At 55.7% G+C, this 19,495-nt stretch carries 15 protein-coding genes and 1 riboswitch; of the genes, 10 read left to right on the top strand and 5 right to left on the bottom strand.

From position 1 onward, the window contains the following. Nucleotides 1-51 precede the first annotated feature (51 nt). Nucleotides 52-1,065: an AEC family transporter gene (locus CEE69_RS23185; RefSeq protein WP_099262995.1), complete on the top strand. Its 1,014-nt coding sequence runs from the start codon at nucleotides 52-54 to the stop codon at nucleotides 1,063-1,065. 25 nt (nucleotides 1,066-1,090) lie between these two features. On the opposite strand, the gene lptE is transcribed toward CEE69_RS23185, so the two are convergent. The 3 genes from lptE to recO form a co-directional block, all read right to left on the bottom strand. After that, nucleotides 1,091-1,642 (bottom strand): LPS assembly lipoprotein LptE, encoded by a 552-nt coding sequence (gene lptE / locus CEE69_RS23190; RefSeq protein ID WP_099262996.1) that lies wholly within the window; start codon nucleotides 1,640-1,642, stop codon nucleotides 1,091-1,093. Further along, the gene (locus CEE69_RS23195; RefSeq protein WP_099263073.1) at nucleotides 1,639-2,811 is read right to left on the bottom strand and encodes a tetratricopeptide repeat protein; all 1,173 of its coding nucleotides are present in this window, start codon (nucleotides 2,809-2,811) and stop codon (nucleotides 1,639-1,641) included. Before CEE69_RS23195 ends, lptE begins: the two co-directional genes overlap by 4 nt. 101 nt (nucleotides 2,812-2,912) lie before the next feature. Further along, nucleotides 2,913-3,746: a DNA repair protein RecO gene (recO, locus tag CEE69_RS23200; RefSeq protein WP_099262997.1), complete on the bottom strand. Its 834-nt coding sequence runs from the start codon at nucleotides 3,744-3,746 to the stop codon at nucleotides 2,913-2,915. A gap of 622 nt (nucleotides 3,747-4,368) precedes the next feature. On the opposite strand from recO, the gene tpx reads away from it, so the two are divergent. The 8 genes from tpx to CEE69_RS23240 all read left to right on the top strand — a co-directional run bounded on the left by tpx (nucleotide 4,369) and on the right by CEE69_RS23240 (nucleotide 14,951). Continuing rightward, the gene (gene tpx, locus CEE69_RS23205) at nucleotides 4,369-4,887 is read left to right on the top strand and encodes a thiol peroxidase (protein WP_099262998.1); all 519 of its coding nucleotides are present in this window, start codon (nucleotides 4,369-4,371) and stop codon (nucleotides 4,885-4,887) included. A gap of 121 nt (nucleotides 4,888-5,008) precedes the next feature. Beyond that, nucleotides 5,009-6,010, top strand: coding sequence for a phosphatidate cytidylyltransferase (locus CEE69_RS23210; protein WP_099262999.1), 1,002 nt, complete (start codon nucleotides 5,009-5,011; stop codon nucleotides 6,008-6,010). A gap of 106 nt (nucleotides 6,011-6,116) precedes the next feature. Then, the gene (locus tag CEE69_RS23215; RefSeq protein WP_099263000.1) at nucleotides 6,117-7,184 is read left to right on the top strand and encodes a PhoH family protein; all 1,068 of its coding nucleotides are present in this window, start codon (nucleotides 6,117-6,119) and stop codon (nucleotides 7,182-7,184) included. Further along, the gene (locus CEE69_RS23220) at nucleotides 7,181-9,565 is read left to right on the top strand and encodes an HD family phosphohydrolase (RefSeq protein ID WP_099263001.1); all 2,385 of its coding nucleotides are present in this window, start codon (nucleotides 7,181-7,183) and stop codon (nucleotides 9,563-9,565) included. Before CEE69_RS23215 ends, CEE69_RS23220 begins: the two co-directional genes overlap by 4 nt. Next, nucleotides 9,565-10,128 (top strand): rRNA maturation RNase YbeY, encoded by a 564-nt coding sequence (ybeY, locus tag CEE69_RS23225; RefSeq protein ID WP_099263002.1) that lies wholly within the window; start codon nucleotides 9,565-9,567, stop codon nucleotides 10,126-10,128. Before CEE69_RS23220 ends, ybeY begins: the two co-directional genes overlap by 1 nt. After that, nucleotides 10,125-11,417, top strand: coding sequence for a hemolysin family protein (locus CEE69_RS23230; RefSeq protein ID WP_099263003.1), 1,293 nt, complete (start codon nucleotides 10,125-10,127; stop codon nucleotides 11,415-11,417). The genes ybeY and CEE69_RS23230 overlap by 4 nt, the downstream gene beginning before the upstream one ends. Nucleotides 11,418-11,488: 71 nt before the next feature. After that, nucleotides 11,489-13,393 carry an asparagine synthase (glutamine-hydrolyzing) gene (gene asnB, locus CEE69_RS23235; RefSeq protein ID WP_099263004.1) on the top strand — a complete coding sequence of 635 codons (1,905 nt, stop codon included), beginning with the start codon at nucleotides 11,489-11,491 and terminating at the stop codon, nucleotides 13,391-13,393. Nucleotides 13,394-13,463: 70 nt separating this feature from the next. Continuing rightward, on the top strand, nucleotides 13,464-14,951 hold the full coding sequence (locus CEE69_RS23240; RefSeq protein WP_099263005.1) for a hypothetical protein: 1,488 nt from the start codon (nucleotides 13,464-13,466) through the stop codon (nucleotides 14,949-14,951). A gap of 20 nt (nucleotides 14,952-14,971) precedes the next feature. Here CEE69_RS23240 and CEE69_RS23245 read toward each other — a convergent pair whose 3' ends face one another. After that, the gene (locus tag CEE69_RS23245; RefSeq protein WP_233215553.1) at nucleotides 14,972-15,808 is read right to left on the bottom strand and encodes a DUF4465 domain-containing protein; all 837 of its coding nucleotides are present in this window, start codon (nucleotides 15,806-15,808) and stop codon (nucleotides 14,972-14,974) included. Between the two features lie 396 nt (nucleotides 15,809-16,204). Continuing rightward, nucleotides 16,205-16,451: riboswitch (cobalamin riboswitch) on the bottom strand. Between the two features lie 379 nt (nucleotides 16,452-16,830). Here CEE69_RS23245 and CEE69_RS23250 point away from each other — a divergent pair. After that, nucleotides 16,831-17,514 (top strand): haloacid dehalogenase type II, encoded by a 684-nt coding sequence (locus tag CEE69_RS23250; RefSeq protein WP_390179997.1) that lies wholly within the window; start codon nucleotides 16,831-16,833, stop codon nucleotides 17,512-17,514. A 34-nt stretch (nucleotides 17,515-17,548) separates the two neighbouring features. Here CEE69_RS23250 and CEE69_RS23255 read toward each other — a convergent pair whose 3' ends face one another. Beyond that, nucleotides 17,549-19,360, bottom strand: coding sequence for a sodium:solute symporter family protein (locus CEE69_RS23255; protein ID WP_099263007.1), 1,812 nt, complete (start codon nucleotides 19,358-19,360; stop codon nucleotides 17,549-17,551). Nucleotides 19,361-19,495: the final 135 nt, after the last annotated feature.

Genomic DNA, 19,495 nt, shown 5'->3' on the forward strand with positions numbered 1-19,495 from the left:
AGATACGAAATCCGGTGCCTGCACGACAAGTCGAAACGAGGGGGCCCGCCCATGTTGATGGACCCGGAAGCCTTCGCTGTCATCATCAGCAGTGTGCTGGGAGTTTTCTTGGTGATGGGCGTGGGCGCGGTTTGTCGTGTTCAGCATTGGCTGACGCATCAGGCCGACGTTTCGCTGGCAAAACTGACCGCGAAAGTCCTGTTGCCTTGTTTGTTTCTGGATCGAATTCTGGGTGATTCGACGCTGGATTCGTTGGCTTCGGCTTGGTTGCCGCCGCTGCTTGGTTTCACGATCACCACGTTTGGTTTTTTGGCAGCTTGGTACGTCGCGAAAACGGTCGGGCCGTTTGTGGGGCTGAAAACCGATGCCCAGCAACGAGCGTTTGCGCTTTGTGCGGGGATTTGCAATTACGGATACATCCCGCTGCCGTTGGCCCAGATCACCTATCCCAATGCGGAAGTCGAGATGATTCTGCACAACGTCGGCGTCGACATCTCGCTGTGGAGTGTTGGCGTGGCGATTGTCACAGGCAGCAAGGGCGGAAAGAAGCCGAAGGAGCACCAGAGTGCTTGGCGACGGAACTGGGAGCGGATCAGCCCGGTTGCCACCAGTGCTCCCTTGATCGCGGTCATTGTTGCCTTGTCCATTCGGGCATCGGGAATGGAGACGTTCATTCCAACTTCGGTGATGCGTTCCGTCGGGTTGTTGGCGTCCAGTTCGATCCCGCTCGGGTTGCTGCTCAGCGGAGCCATCCTGGTCGACTTCCTGCGGGCGGCGGACTGGACCGGATCGGCGCCGGTGATCGGATTGGCGGTTGGCTTCCGGCAATTGTTCATGCCGGTCGTGATGCTCGGCATCGCTGCGGTGACAGTGACCGCGGCGGACTTGAAACAGGTGCTGCTATTGGAAGCCGCGATGCCATCGGCGGTGTTCCCAATCGTTTTGACAAGGCTCTACGAAGGCGACACGGCAACGGCATTGAGAGTCGTGTTGTCGACTTCGTTGCTTGGGATCGTGTTGATCCCGGTGTGGATGGCCATCGGAGCATGGTGGCTGGGCGTCTGATCGCTGGTGTGCACCAGCTGCGAACCTACCAGCGAGCTTCCATTTGGCTGACGATGCGGTTTGCCAAATCTTCGATCGCTTTTTGAGTTGCCGTGTCGATCGATTGGCCGGCCTCGGGTACGAAGCGTTCGTCTTGGCTGAACAGGATCGTCAGGTCGTCCGTGGGAACGATCGAGTTCTTCATCAGCAAGCGACCTTGTCGGTCCGACCATGATGCACGAACCTGAACGGCCGCGTCGAGAGCACGGACGTAGTCGGCATCGTTCTCGGTCAGCACGCGTTTGGTTTCGTCGATGACTTCGCATCGCAACACCGTGTCGGCGAGCGGATCGGCGGTGACTTTGTAGGGCGTTCGCAGTTCAATTTCTTTGTTGAGTGCTTCTGTCAGCCGAATGCCCAGGTCTTCGCGAAAGGTTGAGTTGCGAATGATCGGAACATGCACCGTGCGAATGTTCTGCGGGAACAACGCGGCATTGCCGAACTGGTAAGGCGCACAACCAAGCATACACGTCACGAACAAGGCCGCGAGGATACCGATTGAGGCAGTCGTGTTCTGGCGTTGTGGGTGACGGCTCATCGGTAGATCGACTCGTTGCTTTCGCCGGTCGATGAATTGAACTTGGTTTCCAATGGCGACGAGCGGCGGCTATCGGGGAAGATTCGCTTGAGCAAAGTCGCGGTGGCACGCTCGGCCGGCACATCGGGGTAGCTCGTGATGGCTTCTAATCGTTCGCGAGCCCGATCGGCGAAAGGTGTGCTGGGGTAGTCACGCAAGATCATCTGGTAGTGCAAGCGTGCTGCGCCGTACTCGGATCGTTTCTCGCGATAGATCGCTCGGTCGTTCAGTTTCTCAGCACGGCGGAAAGCAACTTCGGCAGCGGCACGGGCCAACATTTCGGATGTCTCGGGATCTTGCAGTCGATCCGGGAAACGTTCGCGAGTTTGCCGGACCAGTTTGTCGGCTTCTTCCAGCATCAGTCCGCTGTATTTGGGGCCCGCGAAAACTTCGAGTTTGCAGCGGATGCCCATCAGGTGAGCGTTGAAGAAGTGATCGCTTTCCGGGAACGTTTCGCGAAGGTCGGTCAGGAACTCGTCCGCGGTTTCGAAATCGCTTTGACGCATGTACTCGACGGCCGCGGCCATGGTTGCGTCATCGGCCAATCGGCCGGTTGGATTGTCGTATCGGATTTGGTCCAGCACGCGAACGGCGTGCCCTTCGGTGTCCAGTCGTGGTCGACTGGCGTCGAACAGATTGAATTTGAACCAGTCGTCCTCGGTCGCCTTTTCGGTGTCGATCCAGTACTGGGAAATCGCGAAGGCTCGCGCGGCGGCTTGGTCGACGTGGCGGTTGTTCGGGAAGTCTTTGTTCAGGCGTTCGTAGACGTCGGCGGCATCGGGCAATTGGTCGGAGAAGAACAGGCTTTCCGCTTGCATGAACATCGCGTCTTGTGCGAGCGCGGTGCCGGGTTGTGCGTCGGCGGCGCGAGCGAACAACTTCGCGGCGCGAGCAAAGTCTTTTTTCTCGGTGCCTTCCGCTTCGCCGTCGCGTTCGGTTTGGTTGGTGCGAGCGGCAGCGGCTCGGAACAGTTGGTCGGCTTCTTGATACAGCTGGCGAGCGCGTTCGGCGTCGGGTTGCTCACGCATGGTGAGGAAACGCATGGCACGGTCGGTTGAGTCCTTGGTGGATTCCCAAAAGCCCGTTTGAGCGTGCACAGATTCGTTGCCGAATAGTGGGCAGACGCAAATAGCAACAGCGAGTAACAGCAAACGGCGAGACGTCACGAGCAGCTTCCTTCGGTCAAGTTCGAAATGACTCGTTGGAGATACTCAACCTCTTCGTCATGACGCTAGAGCGAATCGAGCTTGTCAGGAAGGAATGCTTGCATTCGCGGCTTTTGTCCAATCAACGATTCCAACGTTCGATTGAGCAGCCCGCGAAGGTCGCGGTAGATCGCCGGTGTCATCTCGGGAAACAGGCGTCCGATCGGGAATGAGCTGGACGGTGGCTGATTTGGGTTGTCAGTCTCTGTATCGAAGGAAGAAACAATATTCTGCTCGGGATCGCTGGCAAATTCACGCAGTGCGTCCAATGCATCCCAACTGGCCGTCATCAGGTGGCTTTGCGACGGACGACAAGTTTCGCAAACGACGCCGCCACCAACCAGCGAAAACGCCGCACGCCGGCGATTGCGTTCCGCGTCGCGCCCACACACGGTGCATCGCTGCGTCGCCGGAGCGTGTCCCAGCAATCGCAAGCACTGAGCGTCAAACGCCAACAACGTTTTCGCGACCGGGCCTTCGCCGTCGATCATTCCCATTGCCGACAGTGTCATGTCAAACAATTCGCGGTGCGGGTCGTCATCGTCGATCAGCAGTCGCAGCATTTCCGCGATGTAGTAACCGGCGTGAAGGCGATCCAGCGATCGCTGGGCTCCTCGAAAACGTCGCCGAAGCTTGGATTCGGTGAGCAGATCCAGTGTATCGCCTGGTTTATCGATCAGCGTGATCGCGCAAACGGATAGCAGATCGAGAGATCCTTCGAACGGACCCTTCAACCGCCGAGCACCCTTGGCGAGCGCTGAGATCCGGCCGAGATCCTTTGTCAGCAACGTGACAATGAGGCTGGTTTCGCTGAAGTCCACCGTGCGCAGAACGATCGCGGTGGTGGATTGGTTGGACATGGAGCGAGTGAAAAGGGATCCGACCCAATGTGGTCACTGATTCAGCGGCACCGCGCAGTCACCGAAGTGAATGGAGTGAGCTGAGTGCTGCCTGAAAGCGGAGGCGGCACCAGAATTCGTATGGGCATTGTAGGAGCGAGTTGCGCCCGAAGGGAGTGCGAGGAACTTTGAAATACGCAGCCGTTACATGCAAATCCCATTACTCCTGCGCACCCCGTTCGGACGCAATTCACTGCCACAAATTCTGCCGCTGAATGGCGCGTTGTCGGAACGAATACACCGTCATTTCGACGAGATAGGCGAATCCAACCACAACTTCGCGTAGTTTAGCTGCTCGTCCGATTAGGGAAACCTGCGCCCACCCGAATCGCCCTATTTGCTCACCTTTGTGCGCAGTATGCAACCGGAAATTTCGTACACCGTTGCTTGTAAGTTCGGCGTTACTCGCGAAATGTCGTGTCTTGAGGCGATGGTTGTTAGACACTGCGGTGAAAAACAATCAAATTGACGGCAGTTTGCGTCATTGTTTGGCAGGGCAATGCCCGGGGTTCACGACCGGAACGACGATGCTCATACTGCCGGCTTCCCGTCCGACCTGTTCTCTCAATCAAAGTGAATATCGATGAGTCAAAGTGGTGTGATCACGTTCAAAGGCAATCCGATGACTCTCGCTGGCAGCGAATTGGCCATTGGTCAAGCTGCTCCAGACTTCAGCCTGCACTACGCCCACGAAGGTTTGAAAGAATTGAAGTTGGCTGATCTGAAGGGCAAACCTTCGATGATCAGCATCGTGCCAAGCTTGGATACTCCAACTTGCGCGACTCAAACCAAGAAATTCAACGAGCAAATCGGCGAACTCGGCGACAAGATCAACGCCGTGACGGTCAGCCGCGATTTGCCATTCGCTCAGGCTCGTTTCTGCGGTGCGGAAAATGTCGAAATGCGAACCGCGAGCGATTACCAAACGCACGCATTCGGTGAAGACTACGGAGTCGAAATCGAAGAGTTGAAATTGCTGAGCCGAGCCGTCATCGTTTTGGATGCCGAAGGCAAAGTGGTCTACAAGCAAGTCGTGGCAGAAGTCACCGAAGAACCTAACTACGACGGAGCCCTGCAGGCTCTCAAAGATTTGGTTGGTTGATCGAACCAAGGCCACAACAGACGACGTATGAGTCGCACGGTGATTGTCATCACGATGGCTTTCGCCGTTTCCGGCTCACACGGACAATTATGAATCTGACTTTACGCAAGGATCCCCTTCATTGTTGATCGACCGGCTTCGCAGCGCAGCGGTGTTGATTGCGATTGCGGTGGGATGCTTGTTCGTTGATGCGAAGTTCAGCACGCCCGGCACGGAAGGTTTGCTTGTCATTCCGTTGCTGCTTTTCTTTGCCTTGGGAACGACGTGGGATGTCACTTCTTTGCTGAAGTCATCCGGTCGCGATGTTTGGCGGGCTGGGTGCATGATTGGCGTTGGTGCGATCAGTTTAGGTCCCGCGATTCCAGCTTTGGTGAATGCCGCATCGCAACTTAGCGGCGGAGCGATTGGTGCTTACCCAGAGAATTGTCCGATCGGGCAATTGGGTTGGGCGTTGACGATGGCGATCGCATCATTGTTTGCGTTGCTGATTCGCGAAATGCGAACGTACGTCGCGGTCGTCCCCAAGGAGTTGGATGCTTCGTCGGAGTCGGCCAACTCGATTGCTCTGCCGGCATCCAGCAGCATTGACCGAACCATGCGGGCGGCGTTCGTCTCCTTGTACGTCGGGTTGCCAATGAGTTTGCTTTTCGCGACGCGGGGTTTGGGCAGCGACATCAGCACGTCATGGGGACTGGCTGCGTTGCTGACCATGATCGCGACGACGAAATCGGCTGATGCCGGGGCATACTTCGCCGGCAAAGCTCTCGGGCGTCACAAGTTGATTCCGCGGCTCAGTCCGGGCAAGACTTGGGAAGGAGCGATCGGCGGTGTGGTGATGTCGACTTTCGTGGCGATGGCCTGTTTGCGTTGGTTGTTTCCGGCGTTGGTTGCCGACGCGAATACTGTCACATCGCTGCCCGCGACCAGTTGGGCGTTCATTTTGGGCCCGGCCCTCGCGATCGCCGGAATGGTCGGCGATTTGGCCGAATCGATGTTCAAACGCGATTGCGGCGCAAAAGATTCCGGAAATTGGCTTCCCGGTTTGGGGGGAGTCTGGGATGTGACGGATTCGTTGATTGCTGCGATTTTGCCGGCTTTTCTGTGTTTGGCGGCCGCGGCATGACGGCCGGTTGGCCTCCCGTGAATTCTGCTCAAACCTATGTCGCACGATGGTCGGACCACGTGTGGGACGGTTAGAATTAGTCACTCTTAACGAAACGCTCTGACGCATGTCGGTCCAATCTGCAATGAACGAAGCCACGCTGTCCACAGCGGGTCCCAATGAAGTCCTGACGTTGTTCGGTCCTCGCGATCAACACGTGCGCAAGTTGCGGCGGCTATTCGGAGTCGACATCACGCATCGAGCGGGGAAAATCCGCGTCGCCGGCGAAGAGACTGGCGTTGGTGGTGCGATGCGCACGCTGGAAAAGCTGCGATTGCTGTGTCGCAAAAAAGGCTCGCTCAGCATCGGCGACATTGAAACTGCGGCGGCAGAAGAAGGCGCGAAGATTGAAAACGGTCGTCCGCCGACGCCCAGTGGCGAAGCAATCAACTTGCAGAACGCGGGTCGCAAGATCGCACCGCGAACGCCCGGGCAAGCTCGCTATGTCGAAGCCATCCGGCAACACGATTTGACGATCGCGACGGGACCGGCCGGGTGCGGCAAGACTTATTTGGCTGTGGCCACCGCCGTCGAAGCTCTTCGCAACGAATCGATCAAGAAAATCGTGCTGGTTCGTCCTGCGGTCGAAGCTGGCGAGAGTCTCGGTTTTTTGCCGGGTGATTTGCGAGCCAAGCTGAACCCGTATTTGCGACCGCTGCTCGACGCACTCGGCGAAATGGTTGACTTTGACCAAGCTCGCGCATTGATGGAACAAGATGTCATCGAAATTGTTCCTTTGGCGTACATGCGAGGCCGCACGCTGAACGATGCGTTCATTATCTTGGACGAAGCACAAAACACGACCGTCGCCCAAATGAAGATGTTCCTGACCCGAATGGGCGAGCGGAGCAAAATGGTGGTCAGCGGCGATGCGACGCAACTCGATTTGCCTCGCGGTGTTCGCAGCGGACTTCATGACGCGGTCTACCGACTCAGTAACATCAAAGGGATCGCTCAGATTCGTTTGAGTGCCGCTGACATTGTGCGTCACCGATTGGTGCAACAAATTGTGGCTGCTTACGAAGCTGATTCAGAAAGTTCGGACGTGGAAGAAACATCCAGCGATTCGGTGGTGTCCAATTCGGCGTCCGATTCTGTCACCGACTCTGATTCGGAGAATCAACCGAAAGAATGAGCGGCACGAGCAAAAGCGGGACGACCAAAGGCAAACAACGTGCGGGCAAAGAACGCATTGAGTCGCTGGGGATCCCGAAGTCCAAATGGGCGACTTGGTGGGATCGCAAAGACAAAGCCGAATGGTCGCTTCGTGTCGGAATGACGCTGATCGCCGCGGTGACGATTCTGGTTTTATGTTTCACTTGGAAACCGGCTTTCAGTTATCGCAGCGGTGCGATCCCGGCTCGCGATTTGATCTCGCGGGTGGACTTTCAAGTTGCCGACGCGATCGCCACGGGTGATTTGAAAGAACGGCGTCGTCGCGAAGTGATGACGCTGTATCGCAATTCACCTCAGCGACTCGAGCAACTGCGAGCCGCACTGAAAAACCGATTGTTTCTCGTGCTCGGTGCAGCCAATTACGAGCAACTCGGCAAAGAAGAGCGGTCTGCACTGACCGAATTCTACGAGGGCAGCGAGACGGCTCCCGATGGCGAGTCGCCGGCCGAACGATTCGCTTTGTTGAAGCGGGTCTTCAGCAAAGACAAGGACCTCGCGACGCTGGAAGCCGCGGTCGATTCCGCGATGCTGAAACTCTACAAGAACGGCATCTTGCAAGCTCCGCAGCACCCTCCCGAAAAGGGATCGCAGCGGATGATTCGCGTCTTCACCGGTGACCAAACCGATGAGGCGGTGCCGGTTGAGTTGTCCAAGGTCATCATCGCTGAAGCTGGCAACCAATTGGTCAAAGAACTGCGTGACCAATTTCGCTCGCGCTTCCCCGGCGACGAAGGCTTGATCGCCGCAGACATGATCGGCGAATGGTTGCGAACCCGGTTGCCCGAGTTCGAGACACTGAAATATGACGACGAGGCCAGCCAAATGGTTCGCGACCAAGCGGCGGCTGCGGTCGAGGACGTGATGATGACGTTCTACGCTGGGCAAACCAAACTGGCCGACTCAGGAAAGCCACTGACTGGTCGCGAATTAGGGCTGCTTCGAAGCGAGTGGTCCAAATTGGTTGAGTCGATGCGTTGGGGCGATCGGGTCGCTCGAGTCGCTGCTTATGCCGGAATGATCGCTGCTTTGTATCTGCTTTGCGGTTCCTACATTTGGTTCGTTGATGACCGTTCTTTGTTGCTGGAACGCAACAAACTACTGAAGCTACTTTTGTTGATGGTCGTCACCATCGTGTTGGCTTACCACGCGTCGCGGGATGCATGGCGAGCGGAATTGGTTCCGCTGGTGTTGGCGTCGATCACCGCCGCGGTGGTCTACGGTCGCGAACTCGCGATTCTGTTGCTTTCGTCGGTTTGTCTATCAATCATTTTGCTGCTTGGGGCTGACATTCCGAACTTGGTTGTCGTGACCGCTGCTTGCACAACGTGCACCTTGTTGACGGGCCGCATCCGGTCTCGGACTCACTTGGTCACCGTCGGTTTGATATCGGCGACCATTACCATGTTCACGGTGGTGGGCGTTGGAATTGTCACGGGACAGACGCTATCCTCCGGTGCACCTGGCGGAAATCTGGAAGGCATGCTCAGTGGTGGATCACTGAATCATGTCGTCAACGGTTTGGTGGCCGAAGCCGGTTGGGCGGGCGTTTGCATTCTGTTTTCGTCGCTGGCGATGACGGGTTTGCTGCCTTTGGTTGAAAAAGCGTTCGGGGTCCAAACGGACCTCAGCCTTTTGGAGCTTGGCGATGCATCGCACCCGTTGTTGCGGCGTTTGGCACAGCGTGCACCGGGGACTTACAACCACTCGATCAATGTGGCTTCGATTGCCGAAGCCGCCGCGGATGCGATTGGTGCCAATGGGTTGCTCGTTCGTGTGGGAGCCTACTTCCACGACATCGGCAAGATGTTCAAACCGGAATACTTCATCGAGAATCAATCGTCGGGAATCAACCAGCACGATGCATTGCAGCCTGCGATGAGCACGCTGGTCATCATCGCACACGTCAAAGACGGTGCAGATTTGGCTCGCAATCACCACCTGCCCGAACCGATCATCGATTTCATTTTGCAACACCACGGCACGACGCTGGTCGAGTACTTCTACCGCGAAGCCGCGAAACGCAGCGAAGAGGATCCCAATCGTGAAGCGGTCAGTGACAAAGACTTCCGCTACCCTGGACCCAAGCCGCAAACTCTCGAAGCTGCCGTGCTGATGCTGGCGGATACGGTCGAGAGTGCATCGCGGACCTTGGTTGATCCAACGCCGGCACGCATCCAAGGTTTGGTCGATGCGATCGCTCAGAAGAAAGTGGCGGACGGTCAGTTCGATGATTGCGGCATCACGTTCGCTCAATTGCACCGTGTTCGACAAAGCTTGGTGAAGTCGCTGACCGCGATTTATCACGCACGCGTGAAGTATCCAGGGCAACAGTCGGCGTGATGGAACAGTTTCCCACTCAATTGACGACGGACGTCCTCATCGACGAGGAAGCGGAGCCCGACTTATCGGTCTGGTTTGGTTGCCTGGAGACCGCTCGCACGCAGCTTGCCGAAGCAGCGATCGCGGCCGCATCCGTGGAAGGATGCAATCGGGGTTCGATCGGAGTTCGGATTTGCGATGACGCGACGATTCATCCAATCAATCGCGAATTTCTGCAGCACGATTATCCGACGGACGTGATCAGCTTTCCTTACGAGTTGAACCCTCCGACGGTCGAAGGTGAATTGGTCGCCAGTTTCGAAACCGCGATTGAAAACACGAGTGAACCCAACAACTCGCTATCACCCCGCGAAGAGTTGTTGCTGTACGTCGTCCACGGAACCTTGCACATCGTCGGCCACGACGATCAATCTCCGCAGCCACGTACGGCGATGCGTCGTGCTGAAGTGATGGCGATGAAGGCAATCGGTATCGAACTGCCCTTGAGTTCTTCGGCCATGCCCGAGACATCCTCGGATGATGACTCCTTCGGCGAAAGCTTGTTCAGCGGGGACGTCCTATGAGCGACTTAGCTGATCTCAATGCAATGCCGCTTGCGGCCGTTGGTTTTATCCTCGGAAGCATCGGCGGTCTGGGCAGCGAATTGCTGGATCGGTTTGCCGGTCGATCGCTGGAAATCTATTGCCGCGTCAAGAAGAACCGCGACCGGTTTGGATCGGTGCTGGATCATCAAGACACCGTGATCCGCGCCGGTGCCTATTTGCACGTCATCGGTTCGGTGATGTTCGTCCTGTTTGGGACGATCGTTGTCGTCAATCGCGTTGACGTGGACCTGAACACTTTGCTGGCGTGGGGAATCGCGGCGGCTGGTCTGACCATGTTGACTCATACATGGTTGCCCAACGCGGTGACTCGGTTTGCGTCGGCGCCGTTGCTTTATCACACCTGGCCGTTTTGGCGAACGATGTCGTTTGTGATGCGTCCGTTGCATGCTCCGGGTGAACTTCTTGAAATCATCTCCCGCCGATTGGCGGGAGTGGAAGAAACGGAAGATGAGGACGAGGAGCAACTCGAAGACGAAATTCGAACGATCGTGGCGGCGGGAACCCGGGAAGGTTTCTTTGCACCGGGTGTTCGTGAAATGATCCAAGGTGTGATGGAGCTGCATGAAGACACGGTCGGGCACATCATGACACCCCGAGTCGACGTCAATGCGATCGAAGTCACTGCGACTTGGGAAGAAGCCATCGGGTCGATCATCGAGACGGGGCGGACACGCTACCCGGTCTACGAAGATACAATCGACAACGTCGTCGGCGTGTTGTTCGTCAAAGATTTGTTGCCCTATCTGGCCGGCAATGGTTTGCCGAACAAGCCGTTGTTGGATCTCTGTCGTCGGCCTTGGTCAGTCCCAAAGGATCGCAGCGTGGATCTATTGCTGCGTGAGTTCTTGCACAGTCGTTCGCATATGGCGATCGTTCTTGACGAGTTTCAACAAACCGCTGGCGTGGTCACGATCGAAGACGCGTTGGAGGAAATCGTCGGTGAAATTGTTGACGAGTCGGACGAAGAAGAAGAGTTCGAAATTCGCGTGATCGATGACGACACCATTGATGTCGACGGGCGTGTGATGATTGACGATGTCAATGACTTGGTTCACTGGGACCTGCCCGAGAGTGACGACTACGAAACCGTTGCGGGTTGGGTTTTGCATCATGCCGGGATGATTCCCATCGAGGGGCACTTGCTCAACGTCGGCCAATGGGAAGTCGAAGTGTTGCACGCGACCAACCGAAAAATCGAAAGCATGCGGATTCGCCGAGCGAATGGTGAAAGCCAACGTGTCGGCTGAGTCGCGATCAGGCGGACTGAAGTAGCTCCCGTCATTTGAAACCCTTTTCTGACTTTAGCCCTCCTGTTTTTATGTGTGGTTTCACCGGCGGACTTTGGCAACGCGACGACCAAGCGATCAGTGCCGATTTGCTGTCCAGGATGACCAATGAAATCGCTCATCGTGGTCCTGACGATTCGCAACTTTGGATGGACGCGGAACATCGCGATGCGACCGGACGACCGATGGGCGTTGGTTTGGGATTCCGTCGTCTGTCGATCATCGATGTGGATGGGGCTCGCCAGCCTTTGTCCAACGAAGATGGCCGGGTTCGGATGGTGTTCAACGGTGAGATCTACAATTACGAATTGCTTCGCAAACGCTTGCAAGGTGCCGGCCACCAATTCGCGACGGACGGCGACGGGGAATCGATCGTTCATTTGTACGAGGATGTTGGAACCGATTGCTTTTCCTCACTCAATGGCATGTTCGCGATCGCGATTTGGGATGCCAGACGCAATCGAATCGTCTTGGCACGTGATCGAATCGGACAAAAGCCGCTTTACTATTCTTACAAGAATGGTCGATTGGTTTTCGCCAGCGAACTGAAGGCGTTGCGGTTGGTCCCTGGTGTCTGTGAGGAAGTGGATCCCAACGCGATCGATGAGTTTCTGACTTACCAATACATCCCCCATCCAGGCACGATCTTCAAAGGCGTGCACAAGCTGCCGCCGGGACACTTTGCTGTCTTGGACGAGCGTGGGCTTCGCGTCCAGCGGTATTGGAACTTTGATCCATCGGTGGAACGTCCAATCGGGCGAGAAGAGGCCATTGAAAAAGTTCGTGACTTGCTTTCTGACTCTGTTCGTTTGCGGATGCGCAGTGACGTTCCTTTGGGATCGTTTCTGTCCGGCGGCATTGATTCATCCTTGATCACCGCTTTGGCGGGCGATCACACTGACACCGCACTGCGAACGTTCAGCATTGGTTTTCCCGTCGCGGATTTTGATGAAACACGATATGCCGCGCAGGTCGCGGAGCATTTGCAGACCGACCACACCCGGTTCGAAGTCCAACCGAGTGGGATTGAGATCCTTGAGAAATTGGTTTGGCACTACGACGAACCTTATGGCGATTCGTCGGCCGTTCCAACTTGGTATTTATCGAAACTGACTCGTGAGAGCGTCAAGGTCGCGTTGTCGGGTGACGGTGGCGACGAATTATTCGCGGGATACGAACGCTACCGTGCACTTTGGATGAGCCAGAAGATCGCACGCTTGTTTCCATTGAACAAGTTCCCCGGCATTGGACTGGTTCAGCGTTTGCCTGATTCCAATCGCAGACGGTCTGTCATTCGACGAGCGAAACGATTTTTGGAAGCGATCGACCAACCGGTCGTGCGGCGGTACATGAATTGGCTGCAGATCTTTCCGGAATCCATGCGAGCGTCAATGTACAACGACGACTTTGTGCAAACGTTGCCGGGCCACGACCCCGTCGATTTCCTGGAATCCGTTTGGGCTCGTAGCGAGGGACGCGATGTTGTCACGCGAGCTTCCACATCAGACATTCTTTCGTACTTGCCGTGTGACTTGTGCACCAAAGTCGACATCGCGTCGATGGCTCACGGGTTGGAGGTTCGGCAGCCGATGCTGGATCACCGATTTGTCGAGCTGGCGGCTTCGATGCCCGTCGAACACAAGTTTCGCGGACGCCGTGGCAAATTGATTCTGCAAGATGCGTTTGGCGATCGGATCCCATCTTCGATCTTCACTCGTCCCAAAATGGGATTTGGAATCCCGATTGGTCAGTGGTTTCGCGAGGACTTCAAGCCTTTGGTCCATGACACGATGTTGGCGCCCGACGCACGTATCAATGCCTATTTCCGTCCGGACGCAATCGCCGACCTGGTCCGTTCACACGAAACCGGCGAGCAAAACCACGGCTATCGGTTGTGGAATCTTCTCGTTCTCGAAACCTGGCTGCGGCAACTGTAAAGAAGATACAAACCACCGATGGGTGACCTGATAAACTGCGGGTTCTGTTGACTGAAGCACAGTCTGCATCATGCTCCCGCGATCTTGGTTGTTTCATCAGATGAGTCGAACTCCTTGCTGGTTGTTTGTCGGTTTGCTTTGTGGGTGCGGTCCCGTGGCTGTGGCCGACGATTTCTTCCTGACGATTGGTGGCGGCTATTCGCCCTCCGGCAACCAGGCATCACTCGAGAACAATGTGATGTTTGCTCAGCGGGCTCTCGGCGAACAAGGTGTTTTGGGCGAACACAACGACATCTACTTTTCGGATGGCGATGCTGTCGGAAAAGACCTGCAGGTGATGGATCCGAATTCGGTTCCCAAAGCCAACCGGCTGATGGCGGAGTTCTTTGGCAGCGGCGATTCACTGGGACTGTCCTATCGGAACCATGCTATTCCCAAGGTGAACGGAAGCACCGAACCTGAAAACATTCGGGAATGGTTTCGCGGTGAGGGGCAGACGATGAAGTCGGGCGATCGGCTTTATGTTTACGTGACCGCCCACGGAAGTCGCAGCAGCGATCGCCAATCACCCTATGACACGACCATTGCGACTTGGAATAACAGTGCGATTCGCATGACCGAGTTTGTGAAGATGCTGGACGGTCTGCCTAAGGGAGTCGAAGTGGTTGCGATCATGGTCCAGTGTCACGCGGGTGGATTTGCTCGATACATTTTCAATGAGGGGGATCCCGAGAAAGGGCTGTCAGAGCAGAATCGAATCGGTTTTTTCGCGACGGTGCACGATCGTCCCGCGTCCGGTTGCACGCCGGAAGTCGATGAGGCCAGCTACGTGGAATACAGCACTTACTTCTGGGCGGCGCTTTCCGGGCGAAATCGATCCGGCCGACTGATCGAACGCCCGGACTACGATGGCGATGGCGTGGTTTCGTTTGACGAAGCTCACGCGTACACGGTGATCACAGCGGACACGATTGACTTGCCAGTCATGAGTTCGGGTGAATTTCTAAGCATTCACAGTTTCTTCGACGAAGACGATCCGAAGCTTTTGCGAAACGACGAGTCTTACGCGTTGATCCTGAGTTTGGCGACTCATTCTCAACGCGCGATCCTGGAAGGTTTGTCGGAGCAATTGAGTTTGACCGGAGATGGCCGGATCAACGATGCGTGGAAGAAATCTCAAGGCGATCAAGGTCGCGGTTCGAGCCGACGCCGACGACGCTCTTCGCCAGAAGACGGTTTGCGTCGTCGCATCACGAGAGACTTGGAACGCAAATGGCCGGAACTCGCCAACGTTCTCAACCCAGTGGCGATCGATCTTCTGACCAGTCGCAGTGATGAATTCGTCGAGGCGGTCGAGGATCACCCCGACTATGCGCGTTACCGAGAATTGATGGACGCGGACGAAACGGACGATTCGAAGACCAAGGTCAAGTTCGAGCGTTTCATTCGCATCGCTGACAACGTTGCACTAGCGGAGAACTTGCGTCGACTTGGCGATGAGAAACTCATCGCTCAATTCAATGCCATCGTGGCCGCCGAAAGCGGTTCATTGAAGTAGTTCTCCGCTGACGTCGTTGTTCAACTGATCGCGGATGTCCTATCCGTCGCGGACTCTTGTCTGACTCGGCGACGTCGGTTGATGGCAACGCCGATTCCGATACTCATCAGCACCGCAAGCGAGCCCGGTTCGGGGACGGCCGTTGCGGTCGCGAAATTGTCCAACGCGAAGTATCCCGGGGTGTTCAAACCATACGGACCGACATCGCTGGACGAAAGATTGAAGTGCAGACTTCTGGCATCGGACATCGAGGTGAGATCAATCGTCAACCAATCGTCCAAGATGAAATCTTGAAGTGAATCGGTGAAGCGGAAGTCAGCCAGGAACACTTCGATTGTTGTGTCGAGGATCTGATCGTTCGCATCGATCCCGAACACGGACAACTTGAAGAAGTCCGGGTCCGTCCCAGCGGGGCCGCCGAACTGCTTGGCGAACGAATCACCGTTGCTCATCGACAAACTCGCGTAGGTGGTGTTGCTCACATCAGCGCTGATCGCTTGCTCTCCGTCAGGCAGATAGATACTCGGCAGAGCGGTCAGGGTGTTGATGCTTGTTGGAGTTGAATTGGCGTATCCAAACGCCACTGCATAAGCATCGGAACCTCCTGATCCCGATCCCGGTGTCGCACTGTATTGGTTCGAGTAGCCGGGTGTGGTTGTGTCCGTGTGATTGGAAACCGCGAATCCACTCCAACTGCCGTAGAGGTCGTTGTAGCGGTTCGAAAAGTCGACACCATCGGCGGTGAAGACTCCAATATGATCGTTCCCTCCATAGGCACCGGGAACGATGGTCGCGTTCGCAACAGGGCCGTTGGAAACACCGGACCCGCCAAGATCTTGGCTTTCGAAATCGACCACCACATCGGCTTTGAGAACAGATAGAAAGGTCGGAAACGCTGAAATGAAAACGAGGATGACTGTTAGAGCCAGCCACAGTGATTGATTGGATTGCGGAGCGTTTGCGGAAGTAGATGAACGGTGAAGGAGACTCGAGTGAAGCGTGCGCATGAGTAGAAATCGAAATGTGAATCGCTTGGAATCACTCTTCGTCGGCGCATATCATCCCCAGCGTCTCCACCTCCGCTCATGAATTTTCAAAGCGAATGCGAGACGATTGGCGTGGTGAACGCGTGCGACGAAAGCGGATTCAAAAGCTGATGACGGAAATCCAACGCGTCGAATGGGCATGCTCAATGAAAGGCATGGCACCAATGCGGTAAGCGTTGCAACGTTCGCCCCAATCCAAGAAGGCAACAAAACGTCTTGTGCGAGGTAGGTCTTCTGACTCATCACCATTTTGTTCACTCATGGCCTTCTCACTCACGATCGCGTCACAACGCGAAAGCACGAGCAATGGCCGAATAGAAAAGCGAACAATGAGATCGACTTTCGAAGATCTCTGGCGGCACACAGCGGCCGGACCGTCCCGGAATTTCACCGGAGTTCCCTGTTCACTGATCTGGAAGAAACCAAACCAGTCACCTCGGACGTCGGCGATTCTAGCCACGAGACCATGGCTGTCAACGCGTTTGTGAACCACCATTTTTCCTGGCCAACTGCTGATATCAAATTCGGATTCACGCGGCCCAGACTCGACCGCATCGCTTCGTCCGCGTTGCTCGCTCGGATCATTCTCGGCGGAGAAAGGAACGCGAAATGCATCACTGGCTTAGCAAGGATTGCTTCGTAGGTCGTTTCGTGTCGTCTCGTCAGTCCATTCTCTGCTGGTCCTTCTCATGTCTTTTCGTGTAGCTATTTTCGTCGTTCCCGTGTTGGTCTCGCTTTCGGTGGTGACTACATCGTCCGCGCAAGAATCAAAATCCGTCTCTGCGAATGAAAATGCGAAGACTCTCGCAGGTCAGCCATCCAGGAAACCTATCATGTCCAGTCCGAAAGTGATCGTCTTCGATGTGAACGAAACGTTGCTTGATCTCGCCGGGCTGAAACAGTCGGTTGGCGAGGCTTTGAATGGTCGAGAAGACCTTCTGCCGCTTTGGTTTTCGAATATGTTGCACTACTCGCTCGTGGAGACCTTGGCGGGTGAGTACCACGATTTTGGCGACATAGGGACTGCCGCGTTGATGATGGTCGCGGAGCAAGAAGGGATTGAACTGACCCAAGATGACGCGAAAGCTGCGATCGTTACGCCATTGCGATCATTGCCCGCGCACGCGGACGTTCGCGAAGGACTACAGCGTCTTTCGGAGCAGGGATTTCGCTTGGTGAGTTTGACAAACTCGTCAAAGATTGGCGTCGAAACTCAGATGAAGAACGCCGGTCTCACCGATCTATTCGAAAAACGATACAGCATCGATCAAATCAAAAAGTACAAGCCCCATCCTGACACCTATCAAATGGTCCTGGATGACCTTGGGCTGCAACCAGGCGAAGTCTTGATGGTCGCGGCCCACGCATGGGATCTGGCCGGTGCGAAGAGCGTCGGGATGCAGACTGCTTTTGTCAGCCGTCCTGGTAAAACGTTGTATCCCAACGTCCAACGACCCGATGTGATCGTGACTGACTTGAACCAGCTGGCGGATGTGATGGCGGAAGCGAAACATTGAGGGACTCGTTGCTATCAGCTAAGCAAGATGGAGGTCATTCCGTTCCTTGCGGTTTCGCAGGACTGCCATCGATTCGCAGCGACGGCCAGCTCTTCCAAAGTGCAATCGCGGATGCCCCGCACACACTCAGGCTGATCGCCAAGCAGCCCCATGACTGATAGAGCAAGTACCCAGTGCTGAACAGCGCGGAGTAAACCAGGAATGTCGCTGCCATCATGGCTTTCAAACCTGCGGTGATTGAATCGCCGGTTTCGACGTGGACGCCGCTTTCCGCCAATTCGTCGCGGACCGTTTTCCAGCCAACGCCGCCGGGACGGATTTTGCGATAGAACTTCTTCAACGGCTCGCGATCGGTGGGAGGGGTGACGACCGTGACCAACATCCACGAGAGTGTTGTGATCACGACTCCGGTCAAGAGCTGTTGCCAAGAGTTGAGTTCGGGCAGACCCGTCGATGAGTACCCGAATTTGAAGAACATCGCGATGGCCAAAGAAACCGCCATGCCGGTGATTTCCGTAAACGCGTTGATTCGCCACCAGAACCATCGCAAGATGTAGATCAGCCCGGTGCCCGCACCGATTTGCAGGATGATACTGAAGCTTTCCATCGCACTTTCAAGTGCCAGAGCAACCGCGCCTGCGACGATCATCAAACCCACTGTGGACCAGCGTCCCGTCGCGACGAGCCTTTGTTCGGTTGCCTCTGGATTCACGAAACGACGGTAGAAGTCATGCGCGATGTAGGAGGCACCCCAGTTCAAGTGTGTTGAGATCGTGGACATGAACGCCGCAATCAAACTTGCAATCACAATGCCGAGCAAACCGCTGGGCAGGTACGTCAACATCGCGGGATAGGCCAAGTCGTCTTGGACGAATTGAGGATCGATGTCTGGAAAAGCGGTTTGAATGCTTTCTAGATTTGGGAAGACGACGATTGATGCGAGGGCCACGATGATCCAAGGCCAAGGTCGCAGTGAATAGTGAGCGACTTGAAAGAGCAACGTGGCCAGCGTCGCGTCTTTTTCACTGCGGGCGCCCAACATTCGCTGCGCGACGTAACCGCCACCACCGGGTTCTGCCCCGGGGTACCAACCGCTCCACCATTGCACCGCAAAAGGAATGACGATCAATGGGATCAACGCATCCATGTCGCTGAAGTCAGGAAGCAAAGCTGTTTTGGAGCGAACTTCTTCGTGCTGCAGCAAGTTCGAAAGGCCGCCCACCTCCGGCAGATTGCAAACGACATAGGCAGCCGCGATGGATCCAAACATTGCAACGACAAATTGAAAGCAATCGGTCAGGATCACACCTCTTAGTCCGCCCAGCAACGTGTAGACAACGGTGATCGTTCCGGTCACCAGGACAACTTGAATGGGTGTTGCACCCACCAGAACGCCACCCAGCTTGATCCCGGCCAAGATTACGCTCGCCATGACCAAGCAATTGAATACGACCCCCAGGTAGATCGCACGAAATCCTCGCAAGAACCCGGCCGTCTTTCCGCTGTACCTGAGTTCATAGAACTCCAGGTCGGTTGAGACGCCACTTCGCTTCCAAAGCCTCGCATAGACAAACACCGTCAGCAGACCCGTGAGCAGGAATGCCCACCAGACCCAGTTGCCGCTGACACCGTCGCGACGGACGATTCCCGTGACCAAGTTTGGTGTGTCCGCCGCGAAGGTCGTCGCGACCATCGAGATCCCGAGCATCCACCAACTCATCTGCCCGCCGGCCAAGAAGTACTCCGAAAAGCTCTTGCCTGCCCGCCGACTCGCGAAAAGCCCGATGGATGTCGTGATGACAAAGAACGCGATGATGATCGCGTAGTCGATGAATGAAAGTGCCATATCCCTGCACAGTTGAATGGTGATTTGCCTCGTTGCGATTCCGTTAAAACGGTCTAATTTCGCGACGGGGCTTGAGCGGTTTGTTGGATCCTGGCGAGCGGCTGGGACGTTCGCCCAAATTTATCGCGTGAACCG

Origin of the sequence: Rhodopirellula bahusiensis (assembly GCF_002727185.1) — a bacterium.
GTDB classification, from domain to species: Bacteria; Planctomycetota; Planctomycetia; order Pirellulales; family Pirellulaceae; genus Rhodopirellula; species Rhodopirellula bahusiensis.